Origin of the sequence: Neptuniibacter sp. QD29_5 (genome assembly GCF_047778125.1) — a bacterium.
In the GTDB taxonomy this organism is placed as follows: Bacteria; Pseudomonadota; Gammaproteobacteria; order Pseudomonadales; family Balneatricaceae; genus Neptuniibacter.
Window position 1 is genome coordinate 361,249 of the sequence record NZ_CP180556.1, and the last position, 22,360, is coordinate 383,608.

Consider the following 22,360-nt stretch of genomic DNA (forward strand, 5'->3'; position numbering starts at 1 on the left):
AGTGTATCCGCGGAAATGTTTCGCTATAATACGCGCTTTCCCAATTCCCAAATGGTTCTACGCTGGAATGTTCTGGCGGCTTTGCCGTTGTTATTGCAGCTGAACAGGGTTCACATTGTATTCAGGGGACAGAAACTCCAATGTTTAGCAAAGATATGACTATCGCTGATTTCGACGCGGATCTATGGTCTGCAATGCAGGCTGAAACTGTACGTCAGGAAGAGCACATCGAACTGATTGCGTCTGAAAACTACACTAGCCCTCGCGTTATGGAAGCTCAGGGTTCTGCGCTGACTAACAAATACGCTGAAGGTTACCCTAACAAGCGTTACTACGGTGGTTGTGAACACGTAGATGTTGTTGAGCAGCTAGCGATTGATCGTGCTAAAGAGTTGTTCGGTGCGACTTACGCAAACGTTCAGCCTCATTCTGGTTCTCAAGCTAACGCTGCTGTTTACATGGCGCTTTGTCAGCCAGGCGATACTGTTCTAGGTATGAGCCTTGCCCACGGCGGTCACTTGACTCACGGTGCTGCGGTTTCTTTCTCTGGTCGTATCTACAATGCGGTTCAGTATGGTCTAAACCCAGAAACGGGTGAGATCGATTACGCTGAAGTTGAGCGTCTAGCTGAAGAGCACAAGCCAAAAATGATCGTTGCAGGTTTCTCTGCATACTCACGTGTTGTTGATTGGCAGCGTTTCCGCGATATCGCAGACAAAGTAGGCGCGTTCCTATTTGTTGATATGGCGCACATCGCTGGTCTTGTTGCTGCAGGCGTTTACCCATCTCCAATCGGTGTTGCTGACGTTGTTACAACAACAACTCACAAAACACTTGGTGGTCCACGTGGTGGTTTGATCCTATCGGCAAATGCTGATGAAGATCTGCAGAAAAAACTTAACTTCGCTGTATTCCCAGAATCTCAGGGCGGCCCATTGATGCACGTAATCGCTGGTAAAGCGGTTTGCTTCAAAGAAGCGATGGACCCAGAGTGGAAAGAGTATCAAGCTCAGGTTGTTAAAAACGCTCAGGCGATGGCTGAAACTTTCATGAAACGCGGCATTAAGATCGTTTCTGAAGGTACTGATGATCACCTATTCCTTGTTGATATGATCGACAAAGAATTTACAGGTAAAGATGCTGATGCAGCGCTAGGTCGTGCCAACATCACTGTAAACAAAAACTCTGTTCCAAATGATCCACGTTCTCCGTTTGTAACATCTGGTCTACGTATCGGTACGCCAGCTGTAACGCGCCGTGGTTTCAAAGAAGCAGAAGTTACAGAGCTAACAAATTGGATCTGCGATATTCTAGATGACATCAACAATGATGATGTGATCGCACGTGTTAAATCTCAAGTTAAAGAGATCTGCGCACGTTTCCCTGTATACAAGTAAAACAGGGTTCCGGCTGTAAGTTATAGTCGGAAAAATGTACAATCCCCGGGCGACCCAAAAGGTCGCCCTTTTTTGTTCTCAGACTAAGCTCAGAGAAGATAGACGCTCTTTACACAGGAAAAGTTGATGCATTGTCCTTTTTGTCATGCCAATGAAACCAAAGTGGTTGATTCTCGACTGGTGGCCGAAGGTCAGCAGGTGCGACGCCGCCGCGAGTGTATTAACTGTAATGAGCGCTTTACCACCTACGAAGCTGCAGAACTGCTGATGCCTCGCCTAATTAAGGCTGATGGCTCTCGCCAACCGTTTGATGATGAAAAACTCCGTGCAGGTATTCATCGAGCGTTAGAAAAACGTCCCGTCTCTATCGAAGAGTTCGAAGCTTGTATTAACCGTATTAAACATCGTCTACGTGCGACAGGTGAGCGCGAGCTACCTTCACGCCAGATTGGTGAAGAGGTGATGGCCGAACTACGTAAACTTGATGAAGTTGCTTATGTGCGTTTTGCTTCTGTGTATCGTAGTTTTCAAGATATTAATGAGTTTAAAGCTGAGATCGAACGCTTATCGGAAGAGCATGATATCGAGGGTGCTGCTAAGTGAGTGCGACTTGGTCTGTCTCTGATCGCGAATATATGGCCCGCGCCATTCAGTTGGCGAAAGAGGGGCTATATACCACGCAACCTAATCCGCGTGTTGGCTGTGTGTTAGTCAAACAGGGCAATATCGTGGGTGAAGGGTTTCACTATCGCGCAGGTGAAGGCCATGCCGAGGTGAATGCACTTCGTGCTGCGGGTGAAGAAGCGAAAGGGGCGACAGCGTATGTAACCCTAGAGCCTTGTAGCCATTATGGTCGTACTCCGCCTTGTTCTGAGGCATTAATCAACGCTGGTGTGACGCGTGTTGTTGCCGCGATGGTTGATCCAAACCCTCAGGTTGCTGGTCGTGGTATGACTATGCTCCGTGAAGCGGGTATTGAAGCTACATCAGGTTTACTTGAAGAATCAGCTCGAGCGTTGAACCCTGGTTTTATCAAGCGTATGGAGACGGGTTTACCTTTTGTTAGGGTTAAATCTGCGATCAGCCTTGATGGCCGAACAGCGATGGCTTCAGGTGAATCCAAGTGGATTACTGGCCCAGCTGCACGTGGTGATGTACAGAAATTGCGCGCTCAATCGTCAGTGATTCTGACTGGTATAGGTTCCATTCTACAAGATGACTCAGCACTGACGGTTCGCGAAGCGCAGTTAAATCTGCCTAATGTTGCGGATGTCGTACAGAAACAGCCATTACGCGTTGTATTGGATAGTCATCTACAGATGCCTCTGACTGCTTCCACTCTTAAGCAGCCGGGGAGAACGCTTATTGTTACCTGTTCTGATGATACAATAGTGCAGAACAAACTTAAGGATGCAGGTGCAGAAGTTCTAGTGATGCCTGCTGAAAATGGCCGAGTGGCTTTATTGCCTTTGTTACGTTGGCTCGCGTCTGAAGAGCAGTGTAACGATCTGCTTGTTGAAACCGGTTCTGTGTTGGCCGGTGCGTTTGTAGAGCAGAAACTGGCTGACGAACTTCATGTTTATATGGCGATGAAGTTGTTAGGAAGTCAGGCTAAGCCATTATTTGAGCTACCCTTAACTAAAATGTCAGAGCAGGTAGAGCTGCAGATGTTAGATAGTCGCATGTTGGGTGATGATCTAAAACTGATCTTACAGCCTCAATATGGAGTAAATGCATAGATGTTCACCGGTATTATTGAAGCTGTAGGTACGATTGCAGCGATTGAAGAGCAAGCGGGTGATATGCGCTTATATGTTCGCACAGGTCAGTTGGATCTGGCGGACGTTAAACTGGGTGATAGCATCGCCACTAATGGTGTTTGCCTAACCGCAGTAGAATTGCCGGGTGATGGCTTTATTGCTGATGTTTCTCGAGAAACATTGGCTCATACGCGTTTTCATACTTTAGCGATTGGAGAGCGAGTGAATCTGGAAAAGGCATTGATGCCGACCAGCCGCTTAGGTGGTCATATTGTCACTGGCCATGTCGATGGTATTGGTGAAATAGTATCGCGTAGTGAAGATGCTCGTTCTATTCGCTTTAGTGTCAAAGCACCTGCTGCGATTCAACGTTATTTAGCAGCGAAAGGCTCAGTGACGGTTGATGGTATTAGTTTGACGGTAAATGCCCTTGACGGTGACTGCTTTGAATTGAATATTGTGCCTCACACGGCACAAGAAACGATCATGACTGAATATGTCACAGGACGACAGGTTCATTTGGAAGTGGATATCATCGCTCGCTATCTAGAGCGCTTAATTGGTCATGGTCAAACAACTGATAATAATGAACAGAGCGAACAGGGTCTGACAATGGATACCTTAATCGCTCACGGTTTTAACCGCTAACGACGGTACGAAGTTAATGAAATTAAATACCCCGCAAGAATTGATTGAAGATATTCGTCAGGGAAAAATGGTCATCCTGATGGATGATGAAGATCGCGAGAATGAAGGCGATCTTGTAATTGCTGCAGAGATGGTTCGCCCGGATGATATCAACTTTATGGCGACTCACGCTCGTGGCCTTATTTGCCTAACGTTGACGCGTGAGCGTTGTGAGCAGTTGAACTTACCTCTGATGGTACAGAGCAATGGTGCTCAGTTCTCAACTAACTTTACGATGTCTATTGAAGCGGCGGAAGGTGTAACGACAGGTATCTCTGCTGCTGACCGTGCTTTGACTGTACGTACAGCCGTAAAAGCAGATGCCAAGGCAGAAGATATTGTTCAGCCAGGTCATATCTTCCCACTTATGGCTCAGCCGGGTGGAGTTTTAAGCCGTGCTGGTCATACTGAAGCGGGTTGTGATCTAGCACGTTTAGCAGGTTTTACGCCAGCGGCTGCGATCGTTGAGATTATGAATGATGACGGCACTATGGCGCGTCGTCCTGATCTGGAAGAGTTTGCGGAAAAGCACAATCTTAAGATCGGTACAATTGCGGATCTAATTCACTACCGTACTGCTAATGAGCATACAGTTGCACGTGAATCCGAAGGTGTGATGTCTACTGAGTACGGTGATTTTAACTACATCACTTACCGTGACGAAATTCAAAATTGTACGCATCTTGCGATGACCTTAGGTGAACTGAAAGCTGATGAGCCAGCATATGTACGTGTCCACAGCCGTACAGAGGTGCTACGTGATGTAGTCGGTGCGGTAGCACCTGGCGATGAGCCGAAATGGACTATGCGTAAAGCATTGGAACGTGTTGCTAAAGAGGGACAAGGTGTTGTGCTTCTACTTGATACGGGCGACCGTATCGATCTAAGCGATGCGACGGATCTGATGATCAACGGTCGTCAGAAATCCAAAATTAATGTTAGTGCATCAGGTGCTTACCTAACGGTAGGTACTGGTTCACAAATCTTGCGAGACCTAGGCGTAGGTAAAATGAACCTACTTAGCTCTCCAATGAAGTTTAATGCGATCTCTGGTTTTGATCTGGAGATTGAAGAATATATTCCTTGTGAAGAATAACTGTAACGGTATTTAAATCATGACTGTTAAAACCTTTGAAGGTGATTTTGTAAACGCAGACGGCAACTATGCAATTGTTGTTGGCCGTTTTAATGCATTCGTTGTTGAGAGCTTGCTAGAGGGGGCAATCGACACTCTAAAGCGTCATGGCGTAGGCGAAGATAATATTCGTGTAATCCGTGTGCCTGGTGCTTTCGAAATTCCGTTGGCAGTTAAACGCGTTGCAGCGCAGAAGAAAGATGACGCGATCATCGCACTAGGTGCGGTTATCCGTGGCGGTACTCCACACTTTGAGTACGTATCGGGCGAGAGCTCTAAAGGTGTTGCTCAGGTATCTTTGGATTACGATCTTCCTATTGCGAACGGCATCCTTACAGTAAACAGCATCGAACAAGCTGTTGAGCGTTCAGGTACTAAAATGGGTAACAAAGGTGCAGAAGCAGCGCTTTCCGCTCTGGAAATGGTTAGCTTGCTTAAGCAGCTTGAGGTTTAAAGCCAGATGAGTGACAACGAAAAAAAATCTGCAGCTAAAAAGAAACCTTCGCTAACATCTCAGCGTCGTAATGCTCGTAGCTATGCGCTGCAGGCTTTGTATTCTTGGTCATTGGCTGGTCAGCCTCTGCATGAACTAGAAGCGCAATTCCGTGTAGATAACGACATGCGTGATACGGATGTACGTTTATTCTCTGAACTGTTGCAGAACGTTGCGGCAACTAAAACAGAGCTTGATGGTCTGTTTACTGACTTCCTTGATCGTCAGATCGAAGAGTTGGATCCTGTTGAATTGAATGTTCTACGTATCGGTGCTTATGAGCTTTCTAAACGCATGGAAGTGCCTTATCGTGTTGCGATCAATGAAAGTGTTGAATTGGCGAAGACGTTCGGTGCAACCGACAGTCATCGTTACGTGAACGGAGTGCTAGATAAACTAGCGCAACGTGTTCGTATGGCCGAAATTCGCGCTAAACGAGAAGGTAAAGCGTAAGCTATGCCGCTGGGTGAATTTGAGCTGATACAGCGCTACTTCGCACAGGTTTCAGAAGCATCTTCGGATGCTTCTGTTGCTTTAGGGGTAGGGGATGACTGCGCACTGCTTAATTTGCCCGAGGGTCAGCAACTGGCCGTTTCTATTGATACGCTGGTTGAAGGCACTCATTTTCTGCCTGATATACAACCAGAGCAACTTGCAGATCGCCTTATGGGTTCGACTGTTAGTGATCTAGCAGCTATGGGTGCAAAGCCAGCTTGGCTGACGCTTGCGCTTACGTTGCCGCAAACCGACGCAGGTTGGCTGCAACGCTTTAGTTCTCAATTAAGTATACGCTGCCAAGACTACAGTATTGCACTAATTGGCGGTGATACGACACGTGGTCCCCTTACGCTCTCTGCTCAAGTGCATGGCTTTGTTCCTCAAGGGAAAGGACTTTGTCGTCATGGGGCTAAACCGGGCGATATTATCTGCGTTAGCGGTAACTTAGGTGACAGCCGTGGGGGTCTTGAAGGGCTGCTTAATGGCTTTACTGATGAAACTCATGCCGAGTATTTACTCGAACGTTTCTATTCACCTGTACCGCGTATCGGCCTAGGTCAATCGTTAGTGGGTTATGCCAGCAGCTGTGTGGATATCTCTGATGGATTGTTATCTGATTTAGCACACATATTAAAAGCGAGTGGCAGTCTAGGTGCGCGATTGCAGATAGAAGCCTTGCCGGTCTCTTCTCAGCTGGTGGATACTTATGGAGAACAGCAGGCGCAGCAGTGGGCGTTGACCGGTGGTGAGGATTTTGAGCTATGTTTCACCCTACCGCCGGAGCATTTAGCGTTAATTCCTAGTTTGCCAACCTCAGTAGCCGTTATTGGTAAGGTCACAGCGGAGTCAGAACTCAGTTTGTTTCTTCGAGGAGAGGCTTGTGAAATTGCTGGCTCAGGTTATGATCACTTCCACCAATCCTGATGTTCAAGTAGGCTATTAGCGCGATTGTTAGATTAAGCCGTAAAGGAATAACCGTGAATAAAGTACCTAGTACTGTTTGGAAAAATCCGATCCATTTTCTAGCGTTTGGCCTAGGTAGTGGTGCTGCTCCATGGATGCCAGGAACGGTCGGCACTTTGGCTGCGATTATTCCCTATCTTTGGTTCCAACACCTGAGTTTGCCGTTTTATCTATTAATGTTGGTGGTTACGACTATCATCGGTATTTGGCTATGCGATCGCACTTCAAAAGATATTGGTGTGCATGATCATGGCGGCATTGTCTGGGATGAGTTTGTTGGTTTTTGGCTAACTATGACGCTTGCACCAAGTGGCTGGGAGTGGATCGCTCTTGGCTTCGTGCTATTCCGTATTTTTGATATATGGAAACCTTGGCCGATTAAATGGGCTGATCAGAAGGTTTCTGGTGGTGTGGGTATTATGCTGGATGACTTGCTGGCAGGTGTTTATGCCGCGGCCATTCTGCAGTTAGTCGCTTATTTTTGGCTTTAAACGATCGCTATTAGCCGCTCTTCGATTGCCTTAATCATACCTGCAGCATCAAGACCGCATTGTTGAAGTTGCTGTGCGCGAGATGCGTGGCCAATCCAACGATCAGGTATGCCTAACATCAGTAAAGGTGTGTTGATCTTTTCTTGATGTAGGTACTCACTCACAGATGAGCCTGCGCCACTAATGATGCTGTGATCTTCTATACTGACCAAAAGGTCATGACTTTCTGCTACATGTTGAAGGGCGTTTTGATCTAGAGGCTTAACAAAGCGCATATCGATTAGGGTATAACCTTGGTCGTTTGCAACCTCTTGAGCTGTTTCTAGCAAAGGTCCAAAATTTAGAAGCGCAACTTTACTGCCTTGATTGAGCGTTCGGCTTTGCCCTAACTCAATTGACTGCATAGGTGTATCTATTTGTGCTGGAACGCTGCCCCGTGGATAGCGAACCGCAGCTAAGCCTTGATATTGGTAACCGGTGAAGAGCATATCGCGTAGCTCTTCAGCACTTGATGGCGTCATCAATACAGCTTTTGGTAAGCCGCGCAGCATACCAATATCAAAGCAACCCGCATGGGTTGAACCATCTTCCCCAACTAAGCCTGCTCTATCGATGGCCAGCAATAGATCTAGGTCTTGAATGGCCACATCATGGATCAGTTGATCATAAGCGCGCTGTAGAAAAGTCGAGTAGATGGCCACTACCGGCTTAATATTTTGGCAGGCCATACCTGCTGCTAGGGTCAATGCGTGTTGTTCGGCGATAGCGACATCAAAATAACGATCAGGAAAGCGCTGAGAAAACTCCACTAAATCTGAGCCTTCACGCATAGCCGGGGTAATGGCTGTCAGGTGTGGGTCTTGTTCGGCTAGATCGCAGATCCAACGACCAAAGACATTGGAGTAACTAATTTTCTTTGTAGGTTTTTGGTGAATTGGATCGATCTTAGTAATTGCGTGATAACCAACCGGATCGTCTTCAGCAGGTTTGAACCCCTTACCTTTCTTTGTTACTAAATGGAGGAATTGTGGTCCCGGTCGGTTAAGAACGTCTTGTAATACCGGTACGAGTTTGGAAAAGTCATGACCATCAACAGGGCCTGTATATTCAAACTCCAGTGCTTCAAACAGAGCTGTGGTGGTCTCACCGTCATTTCTGTCTTTAAAGTTTTTTGCTAGATAAGTCGCCAGCCCACCTTCATTGTGGGAGATCGACATGTTGTTGTCGTTCAAGATTACAAGCAGGTTGGTGTTGGTATGTGCTGCATGGTTCAGCGCCTCAAACGCCATACCAGCAGTCATAGCACCGTCACCAATTACGGCTACAGATTTACTATCTATACCGCGTATCTTATCGGCAATTGCCATGCCTAGAGCGGCACTAATCGAGGTGCTGGAATGACCTACACCAAAATCATCGTATGGGCTCTCGTCCCGTTTAGGGAAGGGGGATGGTCCCTCTTGCTGGCGGATTTTGGGTAACTGTTCGCGACGGCCGGTTAAGATTTTGTGGGGGTAGCATTGGTGCCCTACATCCCACACTAAATGATCTTGCGGTGTGTTAAGAACATAATGCAGAGCCACTGTAAGTTCGACTACGCCGAGCCCCGCGCCGAAATGTCCACCACTTTGTCCGACGCTATAGAGCAGATAGGCTCTTAATTGCTCAGCTAGTTCTGGCAGTTGTTCGGGTGTGAGTAAACGCAGAGCGATTGGATTATCAATGCTATCCAACAGAGGTGTCCTAGGGCGTTTACTTGGGATTGTATGGAACATAAAGCTTGATCAGTTATTAGTGGTCACGATGCACAATAAAATCAGCGAGGGCTTTCAGTTCTGATGCGTCTGCGCCGAATACATCTAATGCCGATAGGGCCTGTTGATGAAGCTGCTGTAATTTCAGCTTAGCACCTTCCAACCCTAATAGAGCAGGATACGTCGGTTTATTCTGTTCTAGATCAGAGCCTTGAGGTTTTCCGATCACTGCAGAGTCGCCTTCTATATCGAGAATGTCATCTTGTACTTGGAAGGCTAGGCCGATGGCATAGGAATATTCTTCTAGCGCTGCTAGCTGTTTTTGATCTGTTAAGCTTGCACAGATGGCTCCCATTTGTACTGAGCAAGTCAGTAACGCACCTGTTTTATGTTGGTGCATAGCTTCAAGCTGCGCAAGTGAAAGAGATTTGCCTACATTGCGTAGATCAAACGATTGTCCTACAACCATACCTTGATGCCCAGACGCATGGCTCAGCTTCTGGATAAGGTTTAAACGAGTCTCTGACGAAAGACTGTCATCGGATGAGATTAATTCAAATGCTAAACATTGCAGAGCGTCACCCGCTAATATTGCGGTCGCTTCATCAAAAGCAATATGGCAGGTAGGTTTGCCTCGTCTTAGGTCGTCATCATCCATTGCCGGAAGATCATCATGAACCAAAGAGTAGCTATGTATGCACTCTATAGCGGCCGCTGCGCTGTCCGCTTGTTCATGACTGCTGTCTAGCATTGCATTGACCATATAGATCAAAGCCGGTCGAATGCGTTTTCCACCATTGAATAGTGAATATTGCATAGATTCTTGTAAGACCGGATCTATACTGTCTTTATTGATACATTTCTGAAGGTGGTGATCTACCCGCTCTTGGTAGCTCTTGAGTAGATTGCGGATCTCCAAGATCAGCTGTCCTCATCTGCAGTAAACGGTTTAGTTGAAAGTTCACCGTCGGATTCTATCAAAAGCTGAACTTTTTGCTCTGCTTGAGTAAGAATTCCTTGGCACTCTCGAGTTAGGCTGACACCCTCTTCAAAGGCTTGAAGTGACTCTTCCAAGGAAAGATCCCCTTGTTCCATTTTGGTCACTAGGGATTCAAGTGCTTGCAGGGATTGTTCAAAGTCAGTTGTTTTTTTCTTACGTGGCATAAGAGCGAATCTTAGATTGAAAGCGCTAAACTTACCGAAGCCAGCAGCTATAAGCAAATATACATACAAATTCATTAGTTAAACGATTGTATGATGGGTGAAACCCTGTACTTTTTTGCTATGATAGGCAGCTTAGATTTGAACGGTTTGCGCGCTTAATTAAGGAGTAATGAGTGGATATAGCAACGCTCGTCGGATTATTAGGCAGTTTTGGTATTGTAATAGCTGCGATCGTCACTGGTGGTGATGCCGGGGTGTTTATTAACCCTCCGTCTTTGTTGATCGTTGTCGGCGGTTCCATCTTTGTTGTATTAATGAAATTTACATTGCCCCAGTTCCTTGGGGCCGGCAAAGTTGCGGCTAAAGCATTTATGTTCAAGTCGATCAATCCAGAAGAGATTATTGCTGAAACTGTAGACCTCGCTGATGCTGCTCGTAAAGGTGGTCTACTTTCACTTGAAGATAAAACGGTAAGTAGCGACTTTATGCAGCGTGGTATCCAATTACTCGTGGATGGTCACGACCCTGAAGTCGTGAAAGGACTGCTGAATAAAGAAGCTAAGTTGACTCATGACCGCCATGAATTTGGTGCGACTGTATTCTCCGCGATGGGGGATGTAGGTCCTGCGATGGGTATGATCGGTACGCTGGTAGGTCTGGTACAGATGCTATCAAATATGAGTGACCCGAAATCGATCGGTCCAGCGATGGCGGTAGCACTTCTAACAACGCTTTATGGTGCAATGCTTGCGACCATGGTGACAATCCCGCTAGCAGATAAATTGAACGTCCGTAAAGATGAAGAAGCTTTGAATGCAGCTCTGATCATTGACGGCTTACTGGCTATTCAAGCAGGCCAAAACCCTCGTGTAATCGAACAAATGTTGCGTAACTATCTGCCAGAAGGCAAGCGTGCAGCGGCTGAAGGTTAATTCGGTAAAGGACTAGAGCGATGAGTGACGATACCGAAGAACAAGAATGCCCCCCCTGTCCCCCCGGGCTCCCCGCGTGGTTGGCGACCTTTGGCGACTTGATGTCGCTGCTGATGTGCTTCTTCGTACTTCTACTTTCCTTCTCGGAGATGGACGTACTGAAGTTTAAGCAGTTGGCAGGTTCAATGCGCGAAGCGTTTGGTGTTCAGAACCAGATTAAAGTAGAGGATATCCCTAAGGGTACTTCTATTATTGCGCAGGAATTTAGCCCAGGGCGACCTGAACCAACCCCTCTTAATGAAGTCCGTCAGATGACGGTTAACAACGATATGAATACCTTGGATATTCGATCGAAAGAGGGAGAAAGCGATTCGCCTGATAAAGAAGCAGGTGAAGAGCAAGAGTTACAGAAGCAGCAAGAGCAGGAAGCGAAAGAGGAAGCGGTTGAGTTCGCTGCTGCTTTGGCTCAAGAGATTGGTGAAGGTAGTGTCGAAGTAGAAACGGATGGTAAGAAAATTATCATTCGTATCAAGGAGAAAGGCTCTTTTGACTCTGGCTCTGCCGAACTGAAGTTTGAGTCAATTCCAGTGTTGGCTAAAATCCGTGATGTGCTTTTGAATGTTAAGGGGCGTGTCGCTATTGAAGGGCATAGTGATAATATCCCATATGCCGGTCGACGCTTTGAGTCTAACTGGGATCTATCGGTTGCTCGTGCATTAGCGGTAGCCCATGAGTTATTTGGTGACCCTCGAATCGATCAATCTCGCTTTAAGGTTTTAGGTTTGGCAGACACTAAACCATTAGTGCCAAATGATACTCGTGCTAACCGGGTGAAAAACCGTCGCGTAGAGATAATTGTCCAGAAGGGTAAGGATAAAGAGTCCATAGAAAAGATTCAGGCACGTCAAGATGGTGATTCTGATGGTGAATTGATTAACCTTACGCCAGATAATATTTTCTAAATATTTGCGGGCTTTTAGCCTCAGCAATAAAAAAACCGCCAAAAGGCGGTTTTTTTTATTGCTGAAACTCTAACTTACTTAGAGTTATCAACCATGTACTGGATCGCAGCTTTTAGTTCGCCGTCTGTGCAGTCCATGCAAAGACCACGTGGTGGCATTTGGCCTTTACCTTTGTCAGCTGTAGCGTAAAGTGCATCGATGCCTTGTGCTGAGCGTTCTGCCCACGCTGCAGCATCACCTACTTTAGGTGCATCAGCAACACCAGATGCGTGGCACATTGCACATTTAGTGTTGTAAACAGTAGCTCCGTCACGTTCTGCCATTGCTGCTGCTGGAATCATCATTGCTGCAGCTGCAGTCGCCATCAGTAGTTTTTTCATTGTAATTTTCCTGTAGGTGCTCATAAGTTTGTCATTGGGACTAATTCGACTTCGCCCTCACAACCAAGTCTGCTACCCCCTAGTAGCATCTATTAGTAACCCAAACAGAGTGAATTGTATCTGAACAAAGTCAATAGAAGAACGAAATAATGCTAAAGGATAGCTTGATACAGGAAAGATTGGTTTGGTTGGCGGGCTCAGTTACCTAAACGCATGGCAAAATTAGCCTGGTTATGTTGAATTTGAATGGTTTTTTCATGGATACGTTCTTCCGCATGAAACTCTGCGATGGCCTGATCTACGATGTTTTTAGGTGCCATTGCTAAGTTGCGAACATCCATTTCGGAATAGCCACGTTTCAGCAACTGCTTCAGCTGAGTTGTTAAAGTTGTTTCTGTCATTTTCTTTGCCTCTTTAAATTTAATACTCATCATGCATTAGATTTATTACAGAAATATGTCATTCAATTGATGATTTTGTTGAATGGGGGGGCGAGGCTTTAGTCTTCGGAATTTTTTAGTGCCATGCTGATGAGTGCACTGTAAAGCTGTACTAAGTTACCAATAAATAGATGGTGCTCTGGTGAATCTGTAGAAAGTATATGTAAATTCTGGATCGCTTTGTGGAGAGTCTCTAAAAACTCGAGGTCGTAGGATTCTGCTGCTTGGCCTGCTTGTAAACGGTCACGAAGTTCATAGGCGCGAGGAAGCAGACGTTTCTGAATATCCAGAATACTTATTTGAATGACGCTTTCTTTTCGAGAAGTATTCATGAGTGCTGCGTTTTGCTTGGTTCGATACTAACAGCATAGTAGGCATTCAGGATTTTGTTTCTGAAGCCTATCTATTCAGTCTTTAGCTTTGATGCCTAAAGAGGAGTAGGCGGCCGCAGTGACTTCAGGATCTAAAGGCGGCGGTGTTATATCAACTTCAGAGGATAGTTGTTTTACAACACATTTGAGTGCTTCTATCCGTGTGTACCATTTATGGTTGGCTGCAATGACATTCCACGCTGCAATTTCTGTATGTGTGTAGTGCAACATGTCATTGATCGCGTGAGTATAATCTTCCCAACGTTCACGATTACGAATATCTTCTGTGGTTAGCTTCCAGCGTTTCACTGGATTGTTTAGGCGCTCGGTAAAACGCCTCAGTTGTTCATCGGGGGTGATGTGCATAAAGATTTTTATTATGCGAGCACCATCATCAATCAAGCTACGTTCAAATTCGTTTATCTCTTGGTAGGCTCTCTGCCATTGCTGTGGTGAAGCAAACTCTTCAACCCGCTCAACTAATACACGGCCGTACCACGAACGATCAAATATCGCGATAGAACCTGCGGGCGGTAATTTTTCTTGGAAGCGCTGAAGGTAGTGTTTGCTTTGTTCGATTGATGTTGGCGCACTAATTGGGTGAACAGTGAAACCGCGAGGATCTAACTTTTCGGTGATACGTCTAATAGCGCCGCCTTTACCACTGGCATCCCAGCCTTCAAATACAATTATGGCCCGGCGGTTTTGATGATAATAAGCTTGTTGTACTTCAAGTATGCGCTTTTGCCATTTTTTCAATTTCTTTAGATAGTCATTTTTATCTGCGAGTACCGCATCTTCGAATGCTATTGAATCTAATTGAGGAGAGGGATATTTAAGTATAATCGGGCTGGGTGTATGCATTAAAAATTCTCCCTCATCGTGTTAAGTAATGGTTATAGTGGTTCCTAACTACTGCTTTTTAACCAGTCTCTAGCGGCTGTAGTGATCTTTTCCACAGCGGTATGCGAGATCTTTCGTTCGATAGAAATTGCGTAAAAGTTATTCACAATCTCATTGGTTTCACCTAGCGTCACCAAACCGAGCTGCGCAGATACTTCATCTCTAATCGGCGTAGGTACCACCATAATCCCTTTACCAGCATTGGCGAATGCTTTAATCAATGCGCTGTCATCAAATTCGCCTACCACTCGAGGATGGATACGGTTCTTACTAAACCACTGTAGCAGTTGTGAGCGGACAATGGTTGTTTCGCTTGGAAGCAGCATAGGGGAACCATTAAGATTGTGGGGGAACTCTCCACTTAGTTGCTCAACTACTGATGGGCTTGCCATAAAACTACTGCCACAGGTGCCTAAACTATGGCTAAAACCATTAATACTGACATCAGAAGGTATAGGTGATTCTGAAATCACCAGATCTAATCTATGCAGGGCAAGCTCTGCGAGTAGCTCGTTGATATCACCTTCATGGCAAATCATTCTGACATTGTTGATGTCATCCATAGCTGGGGAGAGTAGGTGATAAGCGATCGATTTCGGTACTACATCTACCACTCCTACCTTGAAAACTAAGGGACGGATCTTATCTAAATTACGGACCCGTTCTTCCAGTTCGCCACCCAACGAAAAGATATCACTGGCGTAGCTTAAAACCATATGACCCGTTTCGGTGAGTTCTAATTGCCTACCTACTTTTGTGAAGAGAGAGCAGCCAAGGTAGTCATCAAGCAAGCTCAGCTGAGCACTAATTGTGTGTGGTGTAACACTCAGACGCTCAGCAGCAGCAGCTATGCTCCCCTCTTTAGCGACCATCCAGAAATAGTGAAGGTGTTTGTAATTAATCATCAAAAACTCGGTAAAATCGATGCTTTTGTTAATAATAATCGAGTTTTATTGTTTTTGGTATGCGGTTAAATTTTGAACTGTTGATACCGGAAAGCCTTTTGGCTTTTGGTTAGTAAAAACCAGGAGGGGTGTATGAATACATCTATAAGATCTTCAGCAGCTCAGACGCAATCATCTGCGTTAGAGTCTAATAAAGTACTACGCAACACCTATGCATTGTTATCTATGACTTTGTTGTTCAGTGCGATCATTGCTGGTGGATCCATTGCACTCCAGTTACCTCACCCCGGTGTCATCATCTCTTTAGTCGGCTTTTTTGGTTTATATTTTCTGACCTACAAGCTGCGCAATAGTGTTTGGGCATTACCTTCAGTCTTTGCTCTGACTGGTTTTATGGGTTACACCCTAGGCCCTATTGTTGGTCATTATTTGTCAATGCCGGGTGGCGGTTCCATCGTAATGAATGCGATGGGTATGACAGGAATAATTTTCTTAGGCCTATCAGCTTATGTTTTAACCACACGTAAGAACTTTACCTTTATAGGTGGCTTCTTAATGGTCGGTGTTTTACTGGCGTTTGTTGCAGGCTTAGGGGCAATCTTTTTCCAGATTCCTGCTCTGTCTTTAGCTGTATCGGCAATGTTTGTACTGTTGATGTCTGGTTTTATTCTTTATGAGACAAGCAACATCCTGCACGGCGGTGAGACAAACTACATCATGGCAACAGTGTCCTTGTATGTGTCCATCTATAACTTGTTTACCAGTTTATTGCATATCCTAGGTTTCCTAGGTGGTGAAGATTAAGACATTAAACCCTTTATTAGCTATGCACTTGTGATAACCCCACTGGGGTATTCAGGCGACCTTTTAGGTCGCCTTTTTTTATTTCAGCCAATCGGCAGCAACTTGAATTGGTTGTTGATCTCGTTCTGAAACCCAAATGGCCAATGCGTGCTTTTGAGACGTTTGTAGATGGGGGAGTTCAAAGCTCCAGTTGTAATCCGATTGGGCTTTTTGTTGTTTATGTAAAACCACAAATTGATGTTGAAGTAAGCGGCCTGCATTTTCGCCTGAAGTGACTTGGCTACTGAGATTAAAACCGAGTACAGCAACATGAGCTATAAGCACCTTTCGGTCCCTCTTTGGGGTATAACTTACTTTGAGGGTTTGGCTGTTGAGGCTAGCTTTAAGCAGTCCCCCAGAGGAAGATTGATAGGGTAGGGCTTTGCCTTGGAAAAAACCTCGCCATTCTTTGCCAGAGCTAATCCAGCCCGGTGTATACACACTTCTGAAATTTCCTAAGCGGCGATGATTGTATTGGCGCTGTTTAAACTCAGGTTGGGCAAATCGATCTTCCCAGCCAATGTAATCCCAATAGTCCACATGAAAGGCTAATGGCACTACCTTTTTCCAAAGGTCTGCGGAGCCTACAAAACTGTTGATATAGTGTTCTGCTGGAGGGCAGCTGGAACAGCCTTCCGATGTATATAGCTCAACTAACTGAGGGACAGCTCCTTGATTTTCAAAGATCTGCTCAGCCGCTAAAGCTTGAGGTAAGAAATAAAGGCTGGCTGCAATTAACGAATTGGTGAACGATTTCATAACTCTGCCCTCTCATTTCCTATGAGACTTCAGGGCCTTGAGTGAGTTCAGTTATTCCACAGCGATCTTGCATGCTGGGCTTTTGCCAGGGAGTGTGTCAAAGGCATCTAATTGATTCACGGTTTGATACCAATCGGCTCGACTGCCCCAAAAAAGATTACGTTCAGGTGGTACCTCGGGGCCTGTATCCAGTGTGCCGGCTGGGATGATCATTGCTTTACCTGTTTGGGCTAGCCACGGTAGGTTAGATCCACATTTTTTACAGAAGCAGACAGCAAAATGTTTGGCATCGCTGGGTTCATAACGTCCAACGTATGCTTCTCCCGCCGTCCAGCGAAATTGCTCTGGTGGCATTATTATGTTGCTAGCATGTGCGCTGCCAGTTGTTTTGCGGCAGCGTGAACAGTGACAGTATTGAAAGGTAGAAAAGGGTGGTGATATTTCATACTGAACTTCACCACATAAACAACTTCCCCTGTAAACCTCTTCTCCGCTCATGAAATCATCCTAGCGATCAAACGCTGTCACCATTGAATCAAGTTGTTTTACTAGCTCATGTAACTCGCTGCTGGCAGAAGCTGTTTCGTCAGAGGCTTCACTGTTGCGACGGGCAAGGTCCCTGATCGCGACGATATTTTGTTGGATCTCTTCTACAACGGAGGACTGTTGTTCAGAACTGCTGGCGATCTGTAAACAGCGATCAGAAATATCATCAATAGAGCTCTGTACTGTTTGGAAAGCTTCATCAGCAATGTTCGCCACATCGACACTTTGCTTAGCATGATCGCGGCTTTGCTCCATGATGCTGACTGTTTTATCTACAGCAGACTGTACACTTTCAATTGAGGCTTCTATTTCTTGAGTAGAATTTTGCGTACGTGTTGCTAAGGTACGAACTTCATCTGCTACCACTGCGAAGCCACGTCCTGTTTCACCTGCGCGCGCGGCTTCGATAGCAGCGTTCAGTGCTAGTAGGTTGGTTTGTTCGGCAATATCATTAATCACCGTAACGACATTGCCGATCGCATCTGTATGTTGTTTTAGCTCCATGGTAGCTTCTGTTGCTTCCACTACTTCATTAGACAGATCTTTAATGTGATTTACCGTGTTGTATAGCGCACTTCGACCTTCTTCAGTTGTAGAGCGCGCATTTTGCGATGCATTCGACATATCGCTAGTGTTAGCTGCAATTTCTTGTGATGCACATGCCATTTCGTGAACAGCAGCGGCGACCATGTCACTTTCTTTATCTTGTTGGCTGATCCCTTCATTAGTTTGACGGATTGCGTTATCGGTGACATCAATGGCCTGATCAATGGTGTGGCTAACATCTCCTAATCGTGTAAGCACGGTAGTGTTTCTGGCTTCATTCATCTGTAAAGCGAGATCAATCTCACCAAATTCATCTTGCCGAGGGCAGTACATTAATTGGATAAGAGGATTACTGAAGCGCTCGCGTGCGCGACTAGCTAGCTCCTTAATAGGAGCTGTTAAGCGCAATAGACAGCTCCCTAAAAGAACTTCGGTAAGAGCCATAACCCCCAAAACAGGTAGAGTCGCGCCTACAAACCATGCTGCGATTAGACTAATCAAAGCGATGAAGGAGAAGATACCGAAGGTTTGGTTGCTGACGGACTTTAGTTTTAATGCTTTGCCGGCTTTACCTGCATTGGCAACTGCATAAATTACCTCTGCTTTCGAGATCTGTTCAGCAGTCGGTTTAAAACGTACCGATTGGTAGCCAACCTTTTGGCCTTTTTCGTATAAAGGAGTTACATAGGCATCGACCCAGTAATGATCGCCATTCTTACAACGGTTTTTAACAATGCCCCTCCATGCATGATTTTCTTTCAAAGAGGTCCAAAGGTTTTCAAACGCAGCAGGCGGTACATCTGGGTGGCGAACAATGTTGTGGGCTTTACCTAATAGTTCTTCTTCAGTGAATCCAGCTATATCACAAAAAACCTGATTAACGTAAGTGATCCGTCCTTTGAGGTCTGTTGTTGAAATAATGCGTTGACCTTCAGGCAGTACCACCTCGCGGTTGGTAACTGGCATTTTTTTCATGGTTCACCCTTCTTCACGTACAAAAAGTAAATACTAACGGTTCTAGATTATTAGGCGTGTACAATGTGTATGATCTGCATAGTCTAGTAATAGTTATAGCTGTATTTGAATGATATAGCTCAGAAGGCTGATTGATTTATTGATATTTTTGGACGTTTAGTCAGCCGTGAGTTCTGATAATAGAAAGGAATAAAGCATGATGTTTCGATTGGAATTTAAAGTGCGTGATTACGAATGTGATTTGCAAGGCATCGTAAACAATGGCGTTTACTTCAATTATTTAGAGCATGCGAGGCATGAATATCTTTTAGACAAGGGAATCGACTTTGCTAAGTTGACTGAAGATAAAATTCATCTGGTCGTTGTTCGTTCTGAAATGGACTATAAAAATTCCTTAACCAGTGGCGATCGCTTTGTCGTTGAAGTAAGCGTCGAGCGGGTGAGTAAAGTTAAGTTTGGTTTCCGCCAGCGTGTGGTTCGATTGTCCGATGAAAAGGTGGCCCTTGAAGCGTTAGTAATCGGAACGGCATTAAATGAAAGAGGGCGTCCATTTGTGTTACCAGAAATCGCCGCTTTGATGCCAGAAGAGTAAGATTAGGAAGAGAAAGTACCCAGTGAACTTTTCAGCTTGGTTGTTAGCGAATGAACCGATAGTGCGCTTAAGCTGTTTTTTCGGCGTGTTCACGGTGATGGCCTGCTGGGAGTTATATAGGCCTTTCCGACCTTTGCTGCAAAAAAAATGGTTTCGTTGGCGATCGAATCTCAGTTTGGTTGTGCTTAATAGTTTGCTGCTGAGGGTTATGTTTCCGGTAGCGGCTGTTGGCGTTGCTGGATATGCGCAGGCCAAAGGGTTTGGACTTTTTATATGGTTGGATTTGCCTATTTGGTTGGAGGTTTTATTAGCTGTAGTGCTTTTGGATTTTCTGATTTATGCACAGCATGTTCTCTTTCATAAAGTTCCTTTGCTATGGCGTTTTCACCGCATGCATCATGCGGATCCAGATATTGATGTGACCACGGGGGCTAGATTTCATCCAGTTGAAATTGTCCTGTCGATGCTGATTAAAATGTTGATGGTGTTTCTTCTGGGGCCAGCGGTGGTTGCGGTGATCTTATTTGAAGTGTTACTCAATGCATCAGCCATGTTTAATCACTCGAATATACAATTGCCTAAACTATTAGATAGGGTGATTCGTTGGCTATTTGTTACCCCTGATATGCATCGAGTGCATCATTCAAAAATTCCCAGTGAGACGGATAGTAATTATGGCTTTGCGTTATCCTGTTGGGATCGAATCTGTAAGACTTATATTGAGAAGCCCGCTAAAGGCCAAGTAGGTGTAGAGATCGGATTAAACGAGTTTAATGATCCAAACACCTCTTGCCGTTTGGGTGGTATGTTGATGTTACCGTTTAAAAAGTGATTATTTAGTTTGAGTTAGCTGGGACCAGAAGGCGTTGATCAGCGGGTTCTTAAGTTTTTTCTCTAAAGTCACTATCCCAACTTCATAGGGTTTGAGTTTAGGTGTGATGTCGAGTACTTCCACGCTGCTTGCTAGTGGACTGTTTTGCAGAACAATCTCAGGTACAACACCTATGCCAAACCCTAGACTTACCATGCTCACAATAGCTTCGTTACCCGATACTTGGGCATAGATGATCGGTTTTATATCTTGATCTTTAAACCAGCGATCGACTCTTTTACGAGCCAAACCCGCTTCGGATAGGATCATCGGTGTGGAGTTATCTGGCCGAACCGGTGGTTTATCTTGACCTTGTAGTCCCTGTATTGGCGCTATAAATAGGAGGGGAGAGATGGCAATCGTCTTAAATGCAATCCCTGCCGGTAACGCGTCAGGTTTTGCGCTGATAGCAAAGTCTTCATCTCCGGATAGTATGCGGGATATAGCGTGTTCATGATCCCCGGTGTGTAACTTGATCTCTATTTTGGGATAGTCGGTACGGAACTCACTCAAGATATCGAACAGGAAGCTGTAACTGGCGGTAACCGAGCAATACATACTTATTTCGCCCTGAAGTTCACCCGACCTTTCCATCAGTTGAGTGCGCACCATATCCCATTGACCTAGGGAATCGCGGGCATAGCCTAAGAATATTTTGCCTTCTGCCGTCAGGGCAACACTGCGGTTATCTCGTTCAAACAGATCTGTGCCGACTTCTTCTTCCAACTGCTTGATGCTTCTGCTTAGTGCCGAAGGACTTATGTAAGAAGCTTCGCTTGCTCGACCAAAATGTAAGGTTTCGGCTAAGTGAACGAATTGTTTGAGCTGTTTGATATCCATAATGTTGCGCTTTTTCGAATGTTTCTCTTATTTTATGCCAATTTTTAATCTAATAGGAGTGCCTCTGCTTATTTTTTGTTCAGTTTTGTCATATTTCTATGCTATTTTCTATGTTGTTATTGTGCAGTGCACAAAAGCAGCAGGAGGCACGTATGACAAAGTCATTGAATTTGGCATTACAGGGTGGTGGTGCTCATGGAGCATTTGCCTGGGGCGTTTTAGATCGTTTACTTGAAGAGGATATCAAGCCTCAAGCGATCAGCGGAACTAGTGCAGGTGCTATGAATGCGATTCTGCTTGCACATGGTTGGCAGTTGAATGGTGCTTCAGGAGCAAAGGATTTATTAGACCAATTTTGGCACAAGGTTTCTCTTAACTCTCCTTCGGAGTTGATAGGTTCTCAGTTGCCCGATTCCCAGATGACGGCGGTGACAGGGTTTATGCTCGATCTCTTGCGTTATCTATCGCCTTACGACCTTAACCCTCTCGATATTAATCCATTGCGTGGTTTGCTGGATGATATTGTCGACTTTGAAATGCTGAGAAATGATGGATCAATACAGTTATTCATAGCTGCTACCGATGTTACAACAGGCAAAATTCGTCTATTTAGAGAGAATGAGCTGACCACGGAGCATGCTTTGGCTTCGGCGTGTTTACCAACGTTGCACCAAGCTATTGAAATTGATGACTGTTACTACTGGGATGGAGGCTTCTCCGGCAATCCAGCGGTGTATCCGCTGATCTTTGATTGTCAGGAAGAGGATATCTTAATGGTTTTGCTTCAGCCTATGCAGGGACGTGATCTCCCGACGACCTCTCATGCGATTAACCAACGTGTTACTGAGTTGGGTTTTCAAAGTACTTTTTTACGAGAGATGAGAGCGATCAGCTATACCCGACAGCAGGCTAAAGATAAGTTTTTCAGTACCAGTAGTCTGGAGCGGCGGTTCAAAGCGCTACGTTTTCATCTGATTGAATCGGGTGAAGTGTTATCTAGTCTGGAACAAGCCAGCAAATATGATACCCGGCAGGAATTTCTTTTAGGTCTCAAGGAAAAGGGACGAAATGCCGCAGAACAGTGGATTGGATCAAACTTCAGTGCGATAGGGCAGAGGCCAAGTTGTGACATCGAGGCGATGTTTTTATAGTA

Annotated in this window: 27 protein-coding genes; 15 read left to right on the forward strand and 12 right to left on the reverse strand. The window is 45.3% G+C overall.

The genetic code is table 11. The annotated features are described in order from the left end of the window. The first annotated feature begins 140 nt into the window (after positions 1 to 140). From glyA to ACMXYR_RS01555, 9 genes are all read left to right on the forward strand, one after another. Positions 141 to 1,397, forward strand: a complete 1,257-nt coding sequence (glyA, locus tag ACMXYR_RS01515; protein WP_415883257.1) for a serine hydroxymethyltransferase — start codon at positions 141 to 143, stop codon at positions 1,395 to 1,397. 126 nt (positions 1,398 to 1,523) lie between these two features. Next, complete coding sequence (nrdR, locus tag ACMXYR_RS01520; RefSeq protein WP_415902650.1) at positions 1,524 to 2,000, forward strand: transcriptional regulator NrdR; 477 nt, start codon at positions 1,524 to 1,526, stop codon at positions 1,998 to 2,000. Then, positions 1,997 to 3,136 (forward strand): bifunctional diaminohydroxyphosphoribosylaminopyrimidine deaminase/5-amino-6-(5-phosphoribosylamino)uracil reductase RibD, encoded by a 1,140-nt coding sequence (gene ribD / locus ACMXYR_RS01525; protein ID WP_415902651.1) that lies wholly within the window; start codon positions 1,997 to 1,999, stop codon positions 3,134 to 3,136. The genes nrdR and ribD overlap by 4 nt, the downstream gene beginning before the upstream one ends. Beyond that, positions 3,137 to 3,805: a riboflavin synthase gene (locus ACMXYR_RS01530; protein WP_415902652.1), complete on the forward strand. Its 669-nt coding sequence runs from the start codon at positions 3,137 to 3,139 to the stop codon at positions 3,803 to 3,805. It abuts the gene before it with no gap. A gap of 16 nt (positions 3,806 to 3,821) precedes the next feature. Beyond that, positions 3,822 to 4,940, forward strand: a complete 1,119-nt coding sequence (gene ribBA, locus ACMXYR_RS01535; RefSeq protein ID WP_415883261.1) for a bifunctional 3,4-dihydroxy-2-butanone-4-phosphate synthase/GTP cyclohydrolase II — start codon at positions 3,822 to 3,824, stop codon at positions 4,938 to 4,940. Between the two features lie 19 nt (positions 4,941 to 4,959). Next, positions 4,960 to 5,433, forward strand: a complete 474-nt coding sequence (gene ribE, locus ACMXYR_RS01540; RefSeq protein ID WP_415902653.1) for a 6,7-dimethyl-8-ribityllumazine synthase — start codon at positions 4,960 to 4,962, stop codon at positions 5,431 to 5,433. 6 nt (positions 5,434 to 5,439) lie between these two features. Beyond that, positions 5,440 to 5,925, forward strand: a complete 486-nt coding sequence (nusB, locus tag ACMXYR_RS01545) for a transcription antitermination factor NusB (protein ID WP_415883263.1) — start codon at positions 5,440 to 5,442, stop codon at positions 5,923 to 5,925. Between the two features lie 3 nt (positions 5,926 to 5,928). After that, on the forward strand, positions 5,929 to 6,894 hold the full coding sequence (thiL, locus tag ACMXYR_RS01550) for a thiamine-phosphate kinase (RefSeq protein WP_415902654.1): 966 nt from the start codon (positions 5,929 to 5,931) through the stop codon (positions 6,892 to 6,894). A gap of 53 nt (positions 6,895 to 6,947) precedes the next feature. Continuing rightward, positions 6,948 to 7,424, forward strand: coding sequence for a phosphatidylglycerophosphatase A (locus ACMXYR_RS01555; RefSeq protein ID WP_415895566.1), 477 nt, complete (start codon positions 6,948 to 6,950; stop codon positions 7,422 to 7,424). Here ACMXYR_RS01555 and ACMXYR_RS01560 read toward each other — a convergent pair. Genes ACMXYR_RS01560 through ACMXYR_RS01570 form a run of 3 tightly spaced genes read right to left on the reverse strand, consistent with a single transcriptional unit; the run spans position 7,421 to position 10,342 of the window. Beyond that, positions 7,421 to 9,199 carry a 1-deoxy-D-xylulose-5-phosphate synthase gene (locus ACMXYR_RS01560; protein WP_415902655.1) on the reverse strand — a complete coding sequence of 593 codons (1,779 nt, stop codon included), beginning with the start codon at positions 9,197 to 9,199 and terminating at the stop codon, positions 7,421 to 7,423. The genes ACMXYR_RS01555 and ACMXYR_RS01560 overlap by 4 nt on opposite strands. Positions 9,200 to 9,215: 16 nt before the next feature. Next, on the reverse strand, positions 9,216 to 10,097 hold the full coding sequence (ispA, locus tag ACMXYR_RS01565) for a (2E,6E)-farnesyl diphosphate synthase (RefSeq protein WP_415902656.1): 882 nt from the start codon (positions 10,095 to 10,097) through the stop codon (positions 9,216 to 9,218). A 2-nt stretch (positions 10,098 to 10,099) separates the two neighbouring features. Beyond that, positions 10,100 to 10,342: an exodeoxyribonuclease VII small subunit gene (locus ACMXYR_RS01570; RefSeq protein ID WP_415883268.1), complete on the reverse strand. Its 243-nt coding sequence runs from the start codon at positions 10,340 to 10,342 to the stop codon at positions 10,100 to 10,102. Between the two features lie 173 nt (positions 10,343 to 10,515). Between ACMXYR_RS01570 and pomA the strand changes: the two genes are divergently transcribed. Then, positions 10,516 to 11,274: a flagellar motor protein PomA gene (pomA, locus tag ACMXYR_RS01575; protein WP_415902657.1), complete on the forward strand. Its 759-nt coding sequence runs from the start codon at positions 10,516 to 10,518 to the stop codon at positions 11,272 to 11,274. 20 nt (positions 11,275 to 11,294) lie between these two features. Next, positions 11,295 to 12,236, forward strand: a complete 942-nt coding sequence (locus ACMXYR_RS01580; RefSeq protein ID WP_415886742.1) for a flagellar motor protein MotB — start codon at positions 11,295 to 11,297, stop codon at positions 12,234 to 12,236. Positions 12,237 to 12,310: 74 nt separating this feature from the next. Here ACMXYR_RS01580 and ACMXYR_RS01585 read toward each other — a convergent pair whose 3' ends face one another. The 5 genes from ACMXYR_RS01585 to nhaR all read right to left on the reverse strand — a co-directional run bounded on the left by ACMXYR_RS01585 (position 12,311) and on the right by nhaR (position 15,235). Further along, entirely contained in the window at positions 12,311 to 12,616 is a 306-nt protein-coding gene (locus ACMXYR_RS01585; protein ID WP_415883271.1) for a c-type cytochrome, read from the reverse strand. 197 nt (positions 12,617 to 12,813) lie between these two features. Next, a complete protein-coding gene (locus ACMXYR_RS01590; RefSeq protein ID WP_415883272.1) occupies positions 12,814 to 13,017 on the reverse strand; it encodes a hypothetical protein in 204 nt (67 codons plus the stop codon). A gap of 98 nt (positions 13,018 to 13,115) precedes the next feature. Further along, positions 13,116 to 13,388 carry a hypothetical protein gene (locus ACMXYR_RS01595; protein ID WP_415902658.1) on the reverse strand — a complete coding sequence of 91 codons (273 nt, stop codon included), beginning with the start codon at positions 13,386 to 13,388 and terminating at the stop codon, positions 13,116 to 13,118. 75 nt (positions 13,389 to 13,463) lie between these two features. Continuing rightward, positions 13,464 to 14,291, reverse strand: a complete 828-nt coding sequence (locus ACMXYR_RS01600; RefSeq protein WP_415902659.1) for a polyphosphate kinase 2 family protein — start codon at positions 14,289 to 14,291, stop codon at positions 13,464 to 13,466. A 44-nt stretch (positions 14,292 to 14,335) separates the two neighbouring features. Continuing rightward, positions 14,336 to 15,235, reverse strand: coding sequence for a transcriptional activator NhaR (gene nhaR / locus ACMXYR_RS01605; protein WP_415883275.1), 900 nt, complete (start codon positions 15,233 to 15,235; stop codon positions 14,336 to 14,338). Between the two features lie 132 nt (positions 15,236 to 15,367). Between nhaR and ACMXYR_RS01610 the strand changes: the two genes are divergently transcribed. Further along, on the forward strand, positions 15,368 to 16,039 hold the full coding sequence (locus ACMXYR_RS01610) for a Bax inhibitor-1/YccA family protein (RefSeq protein WP_415902660.1): 672 nt from the start codon (positions 15,368 to 15,370) through the stop codon (positions 16,037 to 16,039). A 78-nt stretch (positions 16,040 to 16,117) separates the two neighbouring features. On the opposite strand, the gene ACMXYR_RS01615 is transcribed toward ACMXYR_RS01610, so the two are convergent. The 3 genes from ACMXYR_RS01615 to ACMXYR_RS01625 are packed head-to-tail and all read right to left on the reverse strand — an operon-like array spanning position 16,118 to position 18,904. After that, positions 16,118 to 16,837: a DUF1223 domain-containing protein gene (locus ACMXYR_RS01615; RefSeq protein WP_415902661.1), complete on the reverse strand. Its 720-nt coding sequence runs from the start codon at positions 16,835 to 16,837 to the stop codon at positions 16,118 to 16,120. Between the two features lie 51 nt (positions 16,838 to 16,888). Beyond that, entirely contained in the window at positions 16,889 to 17,335 is a 447-nt protein-coding gene (locus ACMXYR_RS01620) for a GFA family protein (RefSeq protein WP_415902662.1), read from the reverse strand. Between the two features lie 9 nt (positions 17,336 to 17,344). Further along, a complete protein-coding gene (locus ACMXYR_RS01625; protein WP_415902663.1) occupies positions 17,345 to 18,904 on the reverse strand; it encodes a methyl-accepting chemotaxis protein in 1,560 nt (519 codons plus the stop codon). A gap of 196 nt (positions 18,905 to 19,100) precedes the next feature. Between ACMXYR_RS01625 and ACMXYR_RS01630 the strand changes: the two genes are divergently transcribed. Together ACMXYR_RS01630 and ACMXYR_RS01635 are read left to right on the forward strand one after the other, a co-directional pair. Further along, the gene (locus ACMXYR_RS01630) at positions 19,101 to 19,496 is read left to right on the forward strand and encodes an acyl-CoA thioesterase (protein ID WP_415902664.1); all 396 of its coding nucleotides are present in this window, start codon (positions 19,101 to 19,103) and stop codon (positions 19,494 to 19,496) included. A 22-nt stretch (positions 19,497 to 19,518) separates the two neighbouring features. Beyond that, complete coding sequence (locus tag ACMXYR_RS01635; protein WP_415902665.1) at positions 19,519 to 20,328, forward strand: sterol desaturase family protein; 810 nt, start codon at positions 19,519 to 19,521, stop codon at positions 20,326 to 20,328. On the opposite strand, the gene ilvY is transcribed toward ACMXYR_RS01635, so the two are convergent. Then, positions 20,329 to 21,207, reverse strand: a complete 879-nt coding sequence (gene ilvY / locus ACMXYR_RS01640) for an HTH-type transcriptional activator IlvY (RefSeq protein WP_415902666.1) — start codon at positions 21,205 to 21,207, stop codon at positions 20,329 to 20,331. A gap of 152 nt (positions 21,208 to 21,359) precedes the next feature. On the opposite strand from ilvY, the gene ACMXYR_RS01645 reads away from it, so the two are divergent. After that, complete coding sequence (locus ACMXYR_RS01645) at positions 21,360 to 22,358, forward strand: patatin-like phospholipase family protein (protein ID WP_415883283.1); 999 nt, start codon at positions 21,360 to 21,362, stop codon at positions 22,356 to 22,358. Positions 22,359 to 22,360 lie beyond the last annotated feature (2 nt).